A 7,391-nucleotide genomic window follows, 5' to 3' on the forward strand; every position below is an offset into this window, starting at 1 on the left:
GCCACTCTTCCTTGTTGCGGCAGGGCCTGATTTTACGCTGACATCTGCAAAGCAGATTCATTTCTGGCTCTTGCGATGTAAAATCGTGACCTGCCGCTCTTTCTTCATTAGTCCAGGCAGTCCCCAGGACAAACAAACCTTCCTCCTGGGCTAATCGCTCGAACTCCTTGAGGGAAAGGCGGTTCCAGTGCCCCATTTTCACTCCTGAATCGTTGTGACAGCCCCTGTCACCAGCTCCCGCCGCATAGTACAATTTTCATACATCGAACCAAAAAAATGGCTCCTCCCAATCAAGCGTCCTATTAGTACTACCGATATATCTGAATACCAAGCATCCTGGGTTTGAAAATAATCTAAAGAGCACACATCATCTTTGTTGGCCTCATAAGGCCGAAAGGTAGGTCTTTATGAACGAAGTATTTGACCCTGTTCAGGCTTTTGCCGAATCGAGAAGCCGACGTCTTCGTCAGTTTCGCATCATGTTTGCCATATTCGTTCTGCTGGTCGTGGTCGGCTACGCTCAGTCCGCCGGCATTCTTCCGGGGAAATATATGGATGTCGAATATGCCTATATCGCCGCGGCAATCCTGACCCTTGGCGGTCTGGCTTATACTTTATCGCAGTGGCGCTGCCCGGGATGTCACAAACTTCTCTGGCACAGGCTTAATCCCAAACATTGTCCCGGCTGCGGTATTGAACTGACAAAGTAATCGACGGTGCCGCAGAAAACGCCGGCCTTGAAGGCGGCGTTTCCAGACAATCACCGTCTTCCTATGAACACCGACTAAAAACAAAGGAGCCGAGTCCGCGGCGCATGACGGCATCAGATTTGTCTCGGTGAACCACGATGGAAAAAACTCTAAGCAAAGAAAAGAGAAAATTGGCCCGCTGGAGAACCTCATACTTCTTCCGGCACGGCCACAATTACGAACGGAATTATTTCGAAGTTGTCAATGTCAAGACCAACGAATCAATAGGGCATTTGATCGATCTGACCCTGGAAGGAATGAAAACATTGGGACCAATAGCGGTCAACAGGGATGAAACCTATCATTTCCGAATCGACCTTCCCAAAGAGGTCAAGGGGGTTCAGAAAATCACGGTCGAAGCCCAGTGTGTCTGGTCGGAGAAAGATATCAATCCTGAATTCTATTCGGCCGGCTATAAGATAATTTATATTTCGCCCCCCTTCAGTGAGATTATCGAAACTTTAATTAACGGCTAAAATCCGGCATCTCACTTGGGGCTGAACGCTCGCGAAATATTTCACAAACTCTGTCCGATTTGCCTATCATTTAGGTTGAATTCCTCCTGATTTTTTTCTATATTTTTGCCATGAGATATTAATCCTTTCCAATTTCAGGAGGAGTCATGCCTTTCAACAAAGTGGAATATATCTGGATGAACGGAAAATTCGTGAAATGGGATGATGCCAAAATCCATGTCCTCTCTCATGTCGTGCATTACGGCTCATCACTCTTCGAAGGGCAGCGCTGCTACAAGACCCCCAAAGGTCCCGCCTGTTTCCGCCTGCAAGAGCATATTGACCGTCTCTGGAACTCCTGCAAAGTCTACCGGATGGAAATCCCTTTCACCCGGCAACAGATATTCGATGCCATCCTCGAGTTGATTGCTATTAATAATCTGGATGAATGTTATATCCGGCCTGTAGTGTACCGCGGCTATGATTCGCTGGGCGTCAACCCGCTGACCTGCCCGGTTGATGTCGCCATCGCCGCCTGGAATTGGGGGAAATATCTCGGTCCTGAGGCTTTGGAGCAGGGGGTCAAAGTCTGTGTCTCCTCCTGGAATCGAAACGCTCCCAACACCACACCTATGATGGCAAAGGCCGGAGCCAATTATATGAACGGCGCTCTTATCAAAATGGAGGCGCTGGCGCGCGGCTGTGTCGAAGGGATTGCTCTCGATATCTATGGCAATGTCTCAGAAGGCTCCGGAGAAAATATCTTTATCGTCCGCAATGGCGTTCTGGTGACTCCGCCTTTTTCGGCATCAATTCTTCCCGGCATCACCCGCCGCTCCGTGATTCGTCTCGCCGAAGATATGGGAATTAAAGTAATCGAAGAGAATATTCCCCGTGAAGCCTTATATATCGCCGATGAAGTCTTCTTCACCGGCTCGGCCGCCGAAATAACGCCGATTGCCGAAATTGACGGCATCATTATCGGCAGCGGACGCCGCGGTCCGATTACCGAAAAACTGCAGAAGCGATTTTTTGATATTCTCGAAGGGCGCGCCGACGACAAATATGGCTGGTTGACTTTTGTTCCCGCCAGGAAGACTGCCGCTGCCGCCAAAAGGTAATATGAAAATCGCTCTCGGCTCCGACCACGCCGGATTTGAACTGAAGGAAAAAGTAAAAAAAATCCTTCAGAAATTAGGCCATACCGTGGTCGATTTTGGGACAGATAACAAGGACTCGGTCGATTACCCCGATTTTGGAATAAAAGTGGCCGAATCGGTGGCGGAAGGAGCGGTTGACCGGGGAGTGGCGGTCTGCTGGACCGGCAACGGGATGACTATCGCCGCCAATAAAGTCAAAGGGATTCGGGCAACTCTCGCTCTCAACAAAGATATGGCTTATTACGCCCGCTTCCATAATGATTCCAATCTGCTCACTCTCTCTCAGAAATACACTTCCGAGGCGGAATTGGAGGATATCGTCAAGACCTGGTTGGAAACCGCTTTCGAAGGGGGGCGCCATATTCGAAGATTGCAGAAAATAGAAGACTTGGAAAATAAGTGAGAAGATAGGTGCTGAAATGTCATATCTGAAACAGACCGACCCGGAAATCTACAATGCCATCGTCGGCGAAGTAAACCGGGAATCGGACAAACTGGAATTAATCGCTTCGGAAAATTTTGTTTCCGAAGCAGTTCTGGAAGCGGCCGGCGGCGTCATGACCAACAAGTACGCCGAAGGGTATCCCGGCAAACGGTACTACGGCGGCTGCGAATTTGTTGATATGGCCGAAAATCTGGCTCGTGAGCGCGCTAAGCAGCTCTTCGGATGCGAGCATGTCAACGTCCAGCCGCATTCCGGCTCCCAGGCAAATATGGCGGTCTATTTTACTGTCCTGGAGCCGGGCGACAAGGTGATGGGGCTGGACCTTTCCCACGGCGGCCATTTGACTCATGGCCACCCTATAAATTTCTCCGGCAAACTTTTCAAATTCTCTTCCTATCAGGTGGAGAAAGATACCGAAGTAATCGACTACGATAAACTGGTCGCCCAGGCTAAAGAGATTAGACCGAAAATGATAGTCGCCGGAGCCTCGGCGTACCCTCGCTTCCTTGATTTCAAGAGATTCCGCGAAGCCTGTGACGCCTGCGGGGCATACCTGATGGTCGATATCGCCCATATCGCCGGACTGGTCGCCACCGGTTTGCACCCCTCGCCGATACATTATGCCGACTTCGTCACCACCACCACTCACAAAACCCTCCGCGGTCCCCGCGGCGGGATGGTGATGTGCAAAGAAAAATATGCCGCTGACCTCGACCGCACCGTTATGCCCGGTATTCAGGGGGGACCCTTGATGCATATCATCGCCGCCAAGGCGGTCGCCCTCAAAGAGGCCCTCAGCGATGACTTCAAAGCCTATCAGAAAAGAATCGTGGAAAACGCTTCCGTCCTGGCAAATGAACTCAAATCCAAAGGGTACCATATCGTCTCCGGCGGCACCGATACTCATCTGATGCTGGTCTCCTTCATTGAAATCGGTTTAACCGGTAAGAAAGTCGAAAAAGCGCTCGATGTCGCAGGTATTACCGTTAATAAAAATACCGTTCCCTTTGACCCCCAGAAACCGTTTGTTACCTCCGGCATCCGAATCGGCACGCCGGCAATAACCACTCGCGGGATGGGACCATCAGAGATGAAAATTATCGCCGGCTTTATCGACCGCGTTATCAAGAATCTCGACAACGAGGCGCTGCTCCAAGCGGTTGCCGCCGAGGTCAAATCGCTCTGCGCGAAATTTCCCCTCTATTCGCAGCGAAAAGATTAGCCTTGATTTCCGGCGATATCTGTCCGATAAATAAGTACCGGCGACTGAGAACCGCCGGTTTTTTATTATTGCATTATGAGAGGTTTTTTGAATAAATTTGTCTCTTAAAGTAAACTCTCTCAACGAAATTGTGATATGCTGATACAGTTTTCAATGTTTCCGGTCGGGAAAAAAGAATCGGCTTCCTCTGAGGTCGCCAAAATCATCGACCTCATAGACAAATCGGGACTGCCTTACCGAACTTCGTCGATGTCCACCGTCATCGAAGGGGAATGGGACAAGATAATGCCGCTCATAAACCGCTGCCGGCTGAGACTGCGGAGGTCGCACAACCGCATCTATATGGTTCTCACAATGGATGACCGCAAAGGGGCAAAGAACCGTCTGACCGGAAAGGTCCGCTCTCTGGAAAAAAAACTGGGAAGAAAACTCAAATCTTAGATTGAGGTGAAGATATGTCTGCCTTTAGAGTTGTTTTTGTAACGGTGCAGCGCGACAAAGCCCGGGCTCTGGCTACCGAGATAGTCGAAAACAAACTCGCCGCCTGCGTCAATATTGTCGACACCGTCCGCTCCATCTATCGCTGGAAAGGAAAAATTACCTCCGATGACGAAGCGCTGCTGATCATCAAAACCGCCACCAAGAAAGTGGAAAATCTTATCAAATATGTCAAAGAGAACCATTCTTATGATATCCCCGAGGTGGTCTCTTTGAATATTGCCGAAGGTAATCCTGATTACCTTGACTGGCTCGACGAGGAAACAAAATAATGAATTTCCGTAAGGTAGAGGGCGGTTACCTGATTCGCCTCGATGAAGGCGATGAGGTCATCTGCTCCCTGGAGAGTTTTGTCAAGGAGCATAATATTCAGGCCGCTTTTCTGACCGGGATGGGCGCTCTGGGACAGGCGACAATCGGTATCTACAACATTCCTGACAACAGCTACATGACACGGGTCTTCAAAGATACCCTTGATGTCGGCAATCTGACCGGCAATGTGGCGTTTCGCGAGGATACCGATGAGCCGTTTATTCATTGTCATGTGACGGTGGCGGATGGCGTCATGCAGACTTACACCGGGCATTTATTCAATGGCAACGTGCTGGTCACCCTGGAAATCTATATGCGGGTTTTCAGCGAAAAACTGGTTCGGGGAAGAGACCCCAAAATCGGCTATAACCAGTGGCGGTTGTAAGAACGGAGCGACCGATTATCACCCTGACCACCGATTTCGGATGGCAGGATAACTATGTCGCCTTGATGAAAGCGGTCATGGCCGGCATTAATCCGGCTGCAACGACCATCGATATTACCCACGATATCCCCTCCTTCGGAATCAAAGCCGCCGCTTATGTTCTGGAGTCCTCCTGCCGCTATTTTCCCTCCGGCTCCATTCATCTGGCGGTGGTTGACCCCGGGGTCGGAACCGAGCGCCGTCCCCTTCTCATTGAAACCCTTAATCATTTCTTCGTCGGTCCGGACAATGGACTTTTCGCTTTTCTCGACCGGACTGAAATAGTCGGCATCTATCAGCTTAACAGGAAAAAATATCACCTGAAAGTCGTTTCCCGAACCTTCCATGGTCGCGATATATTTGCGCCGGCGGCGGCATATCTCTCGCGGGGAGTTATTCCGCAGGAGCTGGGCTCGGCAATCCGCCATCTCTCTCAAACAGAGAGTTTTCTGGTCAAGAAAATCGGCAATAAAGTCATCGGCGAACTGATTTATATCGACAAATTCGGTAATCTGGTCAGCTCTATCAGGGAGTCCGACCTCCCTTTACGCCCCTTCGTCGTCTATCTTAACCGCACCCGGATAGGCGCACTTTGCGGTACTTTCGGCGATGTCGCGGTCGGCAAACCGCTCGCTTATATCAACTCCGCCGGATTTCTGGAAATAGGAGTGCGCGAGAATTCCGCGGCTGAGAAGTTCGGTATCGAATATGAGAAAGGCGCCAAGATTTTGATTGCGCCGGAATAGAAACTACCTGTACATTAGGGCGCCATGAGCCAGAATCAGAATCATCATCGTCCCTCCTGGAACGAATATTTCATGCGGATTGCGATGCTTGCCGCTACCCGCTCTACCTGCCTCCGGCGGCAGGTCGGCGCCGTCATCGTAAAGAACAAGAAAGTCCTTGCCACCGGATATAACGGCTCCCCCTCGGGACTGAAACATTGCCTCGATATCGGCTGCCTGCGCGAGGAACTGGGCATACCATCAGGGCAACGTCATGAACTCTGCCGCGCCATTCATGCCGAGCAGAATGCGGTCATTCAGGCCGCAACCTCCGGCATCTCCATTGAGGGGGGCATCCTGTACTCGACTACCTTCCCCTGTATCCTCTGCGCGAAAATATTAATCAATGCCGGTGTGCGGGAGATTTATGTCGCCGAAGGGTACCCGGATGACCTCTCCCGTCAAATGCTGGATGAAGCCGGAGTCGAGGTGCATCAGCTGGTTCTCGAAAAATCTTCACCGGTGGCAGAGGATTCCCCCCTATGAAATGCCCCTTTTGCGGACATGAGGAAGACAAGGTGGTTGATTCCCGGGCGGCTCAGGATGGACGGGCGGTGCGACGACGGCGCGAATGCCTTAACTGCAAAGAGCGTTTCACCACTTATGAATATATTGAGAATGTTACGTTGACCGTCATCAAGTCGGATGACCGCCGGGAGCCATTTGACCGACAGAAATTAATCCACGGCATTAAACTGGCATGCAACAAACGCCCCGTTTCCGGCAAGAAGATTGAAGCGATTGTCGATGAAATCGAAGCCCGCCTGCAGGAACTTTCCAAAAGTGAAGTCACCAGCAAATTCATAGGAGAGATGGTCATGGAAAAATTAAAAGAGGTTGATGAAGTCGCTTATGTTCGCTTCGCTTCGGTGTACCGCAAATTTCAGGATAAAGCCGAATTCTTCGAGGAACTCAAAAAACTGCTCGGATAGCCCCTTTCCGCGCTGATAGAATTCGATTGACCTCCCCCGGTTTTTTCTCTTAATTCCGCCCTGACATGGAAAAGAATCCCGATTCCTATGATACCGCTCCCCCCCGCAAAAAAGGGGGCGATATGCCGTTTCTGGAGCATATCGAGGAGCTTCGCTGGCGCCTTATAAAAGCGGTCATCGCCGTTATCGCGGCGGCTGTGGTCGCCTTCATATTTGCCGAAGAGATATATAAATTCATAGTCTACCCCCTGGGGGATATCAAACTCCATTTTACCGAAATCACCGGCTCCTTCTATGCCTATCTTAAAATCGCCTTCTATACCGGAATTCTGGGGGCGTCTCCGGTGGTCCTCTATCAACTCTGGAAATTCATTGCCCCCGGACTTTATTCCAAAGAGAAAAAAGTCAT

General features: G+C 50.4%; 13 protein-coding genes. 12 read left to right on the top strand and 1 reads right to left on the bottom strand.

The features are described from left to right. Positions 1–196 (bottom strand): hypothetical protein (locus tag AB1690_00560; GenBank protein MEW6013794.1); only part of this gene is annotated, 196 nt, incomplete at its 3' end. 211 nt (positions 197–407) lie between these two features. On the opposite strand from AB1690_00560, the gene AB1690_00565 reads away from it, so the two are divergent. From AB1690_00565 to AB1690_00620, 12 genes are all read left to right on the top strand, one after another. Then, positions 408–710 carry a hypothetical protein gene (locus tag AB1690_00565; GenBank protein ID MEW6013795.1) on the top strand — a complete coding sequence of 101 codons (303 nt, stop codon included), beginning with the start codon at positions 408–410 and terminating at the stop codon, positions 708–710. 137 nt (positions 711–847) lie between these two features. Then, complete coding sequence (locus AB1690_00570; GenBank protein MEW6013796.1) at positions 848–1,225, top strand: hypothetical protein; 378 nt, start codon at positions 848–850, stop codon at positions 1,223–1,225. A 146-nt stretch (positions 1,226–1,371) separates the two neighbouring features. Further along, entirely contained in the window at positions 1,372–2,325 is a 954-nt protein-coding gene (locus AB1690_00575) for a branched-chain amino acid transaminase (GenBank protein ID MEW6013797.1), read from the top strand. A gap of 1 nt (position 2,326) precedes the next feature. Beyond that, positions 2,327–2,767, top strand: coding sequence for a ribose 5-phosphate isomerase B (gene rpiB / locus AB1690_00580; GenBank protein MEW6013798.1), 441 nt, complete (start codon positions 2,327–2,329; stop codon positions 2,765–2,767). A gap of 16 nt (positions 2,768–2,783) precedes the next feature. After that, entirely contained in the window at positions 2,784–4,031 is a 1,248-nt protein-coding gene (gene glyA, locus AB1690_00585; protein MEW6013799.1) for a serine hydroxymethyltransferase, read from the top strand. Positions 4,032–4,166: 135 nt separating this feature from the next. After that, a complete protein-coding gene (locus AB1690_00590) occupies positions 4,167–4,472 on the top strand; it encodes an MTH1187 family thiamine-binding protein (GenBank protein ID MEW6013800.1) in 306 nt (101 codons plus the stop codon). A 14-nt stretch (positions 4,473–4,486) separates the two neighbouring features. Continuing rightward, the gene (cutA, locus tag AB1690_00595) at positions 4,487–4,801 is read left to right on the top strand and encodes a divalent-cation tolerance protein CutA (GenBank protein ID MEW6013801.1); all 315 of its coding nucleotides are present in this window, start codon (positions 4,487–4,489) and stop codon (positions 4,799–4,801) included. Further along, a complete protein-coding gene (locus AB1690_00600) occupies positions 4,801–5,226 on the top strand; it encodes a DUF296 domain-containing protein (GenBank protein ID MEW6013802.1) in 426 nt (141 codons plus the stop codon). Before cutA ends, AB1690_00600 begins: the two co-directional genes overlap by 1 nt. Continuing rightward, complete coding sequence (locus AB1690_00605; GenBank protein ID MEW6013803.1) at positions 5,214–6,011, top strand: SAM-dependent chlorinase/fluorinase; 798 nt, start codon at positions 5,214–5,216, stop codon at positions 6,009–6,011. The genes AB1690_00600 and AB1690_00605 overlap by 13 nt, the downstream gene beginning before the upstream one ends. A 24-nt stretch (positions 6,012–6,035) precedes the next feature. Beyond that, the gene (locus AB1690_00610; protein MEW6013804.1) at positions 6,036–6,536 is read left to right on the top strand and encodes a cytidine/deoxycytidylate deaminase family protein; all 501 of its coding nucleotides are present in this window, start codon (positions 6,036–6,038) and stop codon (positions 6,534–6,536) included. Beyond that, complete coding sequence (gene nrdR / locus AB1690_00615) at positions 6,533–6,982, top strand: transcriptional regulator NrdR (GenBank protein ID MEW6013805.1); 450 nt, start codon at positions 6,533–6,535, stop codon at positions 6,980–6,982. The genes AB1690_00610 and nrdR overlap by 4 nt, the downstream gene beginning before the upstream one ends. 65 nt (positions 6,983–7,047) lie before the next feature. Beyond that, a partial coding sequence (locus tag AB1690_00620; GenBank protein ID MEW6013806.1) for a twin-arginine translocase subunit TatC occupies positions 7,048–7,391 on the top strand: 344 nt, incomplete at its 3' end.

The organism is Candidatus Zixiibacteriota bacterium, from assembly GCA_040753495.1.
In the GTDB taxonomy this organism is placed as follows: Bacteria; Zixibacteria; MSB-5A5; order GN15; family PGXB01; genus DYGG01.

Coding starts and splice junctions, on each gene's coding strand:
- rpiB (MEW6013798.1), top strand. CDS start 2,327: ATGAAAATCGCTCTCGGCTCCGACCACGCCGGATTTGAACTGAAGGAA.
- AB1690_00565 (MEW6013795.1), top strand. CDS start 408: ATGAACGAAGTATTTGACCCTGTTCAGGCTTTTGCCGAATCGAGAAGC.
- glyA (MEW6013799.1), top strand. CDS start 2,784: ATGTCATATCTGAAACAGACCGACCCGGAAATCTACAATGCCATCGTC.
- AB1690_00570 (MEW6013796.1), top strand. CDS start 848: ATGGAAAAAACTCTAAGCAAAGAAAAGAGAAAATTGGCCCGCTGGAGA.
- AB1690_00575 (MEW6013797.1), top strand. CDS start 1,372: ATGCCTTTCAACAAAGTGGAATATATCTGGATGAACGGAAAATTCGTG.
- AB1690_00600 (MEW6013802.1), top strand. CDS start 4,801: ATGAATTTCCGTAAGGTAGAGGGCGGTTACCTGATTCGCCTCGATGAA.
- AB1690_00590 (MEW6013800.1), top strand. CDS start 4,167: ATGCTGATACAGTTTTCAATGTTTCCGGTCGGGAAAAAAGAATCGGCT.
- cutA (MEW6013801.1), top strand. CDS start 4,487: ATGTCTGCCTTTAGAGTTGTTTTTGTAACGGTGCAGCGCGACAAAGCC.
- AB1690_00610 (MEW6013804.1), top strand. CDS start 6,036: ATGAGCCAGAATCAGAATCATCATCGTCCCTCCTGGAACGAATATTTC.
- nrdR (MEW6013805.1), top strand. CDS start 6,533: ATGAAATGCCCCTTTTGCGGACATGAGGAAGACAAGGTGGTTGATTCC.